The sequence below is a fragment of the Sphingopyxis sp. genome, assembly GCF_016463645.1.
GTDB lineage: Bacteria > Pseudomonadota > Alphaproteobacteria > Sphingomonadales > Sphingomonadaceae > Sphingopyxis.
The window spans coordinates 1-2,458 of the sequence record NZ_JAEMQX010000237.1; the positions used below are offsets into that span (position 1 = coordinate 1).

3 protein-coding genes are annotated in these 2,458 nt (G+C 66.4%); all 3 read right to left on the reverse strand.

All coding sequences use genetic code 11. The annotated features are described in order from the left end of the window. Positions 1-745, reverse strand: a 745-nt coding sequence (locus tag JHC57_RS22000; protein WP_294032699.1) for a phosphotransferase family protein, incomplete at its 3' end; no start/stop codon positions are given. Next, positions 742-1,833 (reverse strand): Zn-dependent alcohol dehydrogenase, encoded by a 1,092-nt coding sequence (locus tag JHC57_RS22005; protein ID WP_294032700.1) that lies wholly within the window; start codon positions 1,831-1,833, stop codon positions 742-744. The genes JHC57_RS22005 and JHC57_RS22000, both read right to left, overlap by 4 nt. Positions 1,834-1,855: 22 nt before the next feature. Next, positions 1,856-2,458: acyl-CoA dehydrogenase family protein (locus JHC57_RS22010; protein WP_294032701.1), on the reverse strand; the 603-nt coding region annotated here is incomplete at its 5' end.

A 2,458-nucleotide genomic window follows, 5' to 3' on the forward strand; every position in this document is an offset into this window, starting at 1 on the left:
CGAGCGGATCGCCCAATGTCGACAGCTCCCAGTCGAGCACCGCGAGCACTTCGGGGCGGTCCTTCGCGAAGATCATATTGTCGATGCGATAGTCGCCATGGACGACGCTCGTGCGCGTCTGCTCGGGCAGCGTTGCCGGCAGCCATTCGATCAGCCGCTCCATCTCGTCCATCGTCTCGGTTTCGGAAAGCTTGTACTGCTTCGTCCAGCGGTCGACCTGGCGACCGAAATAATTGCCGGGCTTGCCGAAGTCCGAAAGCCCCGCCGCCTCGACGTCGACGCTGTGCAAGGCCGCGAGCGTGTCGATCATCGCGTCGTAGGTCGCGCGGCGGTTCGCGGGTGTCGACCCGGGCATCGACCCGTCCCAGATCGTCTGCCCGTCGACCATGCCCATGACGTAAAACCAGCTCCCCACGACATCCTCGTCGGTGCAGAGGCCGTACTGGCGTGCGACGGGGAAGCCCGTCTTGTGGAGCCCCGCCTGCACCTTGTATTCGCGGTCGACCGCATGCGCCGACGGGAGCAGCGGGCCAAACGGTTTGCGGCGCAGCACATAATTGCCCGACGGCGCGCTGATCTTGTACGTCGGATTCGACTGGCCGCCGGCGAATTTGCCCTGCGTCAGCGGCCCCTCGAAGCCCTCGACATTGGCTTCCATCCATGCCGTCAGCTTCGCCTCGTCGAGCACGTCGGCGCCCTCGGGCGCGACAGTGCCGCTGAAGGCCTTTTGCGCGTCGAGCGTCATTGGTCGAACACGATCACCGACCGTGCGGCGTCGCCCTTTCGCATTTTGTCGAACCCTTCATTGACCTTGGCGAGCGGGATCGTCTCGGCGACGATGCTGTCGAGGTCGAGCAGGCCGCGCAGGTAGAAATCGACGAGGCGCGGGATGTCGACCGGGAAACGGTTGCCGCCCATGATCGCGCCCTGCAGTTTCTTGCCCGACAGCAGGTCCATCGCGCTGAGGCCGACCTTCTCGGCGAGCGGCATCATGCCGAGGATCGTCGCGGTGCCGCCGCGGCGCAGCGATGCGACCGCGAGGCTCGCCGAGGCGGGTCGCCCGACCGCCTCGATCGCATGATCGACGCCGCCCTTCGAGATTTCGAGGATCTGCTTCGCCGCATCGTCGGACAGCGCATCGACGACGTCGGTCGCGCCGAGCTTCTTCGCCAGTTCGCGCTTCTCGGGAACCGGGTCGGCGGCGATGATGCGCCCCGCGCCCGCGATCTTCGCGGCGTTGATGGTGGCGAGCCCGACGCCGCCGCAACCGACGACCGCGACGGTCTCGCCCGGGGTCACCTTGCACGCGTTGAAGATCGTGCCCGCGCCTGTCGTCACCGCGCAGCCGATCACCGCAGCGCGGTCGAGCGGCATGTCGGGGTCGATCGCGACGCACGCATGTTCGTGGACGAGCATCGTTTCGGAGAAAGCCGACAGGTTGAGCATCTGGTTGACCGGCGATCCGTCGGGGCGCGTGATGCGCGGCGCCGATCCCGCCGGCCGCCGCGTGTCGCCGCCCATGCACAGCGACATCCGGCCGCTGACGCAGAATTCGCAGTGGCCGCAAAAGGCCGACAGGCAGGTGACGACCGCGTCGCCGACCTTCACCGTGCGCACTTCGCTGCCGACCGCCTCGACGATGCCGGCGGCCTCATGGCCGGGAATCGCGGGGAGAGGATGCGGATAGGCGCCGTCGATGAAATGCAGGTCCGAATGGCACAGCCCGCACGCGGCGGTGCGGATGCGCACCTCGTGCGGGCCGCAGTCGGCGACGACGACATCCTCGATCGACAGCGGTTTTCCGGGCTCGATCAGAATCGCGGCTTTGGTCACAATGTCTCTCCGAATTCAGGTTTTAACGCGAAACGCCGATGTCCCCCGACGAAAAGCCGGGATCGCTCGCTTCGCTGTGCTTGGCGAACTCGATGCGCGCGATCGCGCGCTCATGGACCTCGTCGGGCCCGTCGGCGAGGCGCAGCGTGCGCTGGTGCGCATAGGCCTTGGCGAGCCCGAAATCCTCCGACACGCCCGCGCCGCCATGCGCCTGGATCGCATCGTCGATGATCTTGAGCGCCATGTTCGGTGCCTGCACCTTGATCATCGCGATTTCGGCCGCCGCAGTCTTGTTGCCGACCTTGTCCATCATGTCGGCGGCTTTCAGGCAGAGCAGGCGCGTCATCTCGATGTCGATGCGCGCACGCGCGAGCCGATGTTCCCAGATGCTGTATTCGGCGACCTTCTTGCCGAACGCGACACGCGACTGGAGGCGCTTCGCCATCTTGGCGATCGCTTCTTCCGCCACACCAATGGTGCGCATGCAGTGATGGATGCGGCCCGGCCCAAGGCGCCCCTGCGCGATCTCGAAGCCGCGGCCCTCGCCGAGCAGCATCGCTTCCTCGGCGTTGACGCGGACGTCCTTCAGCTCGATTTCCATATGGCCGTGCGGCGCATCGTCATA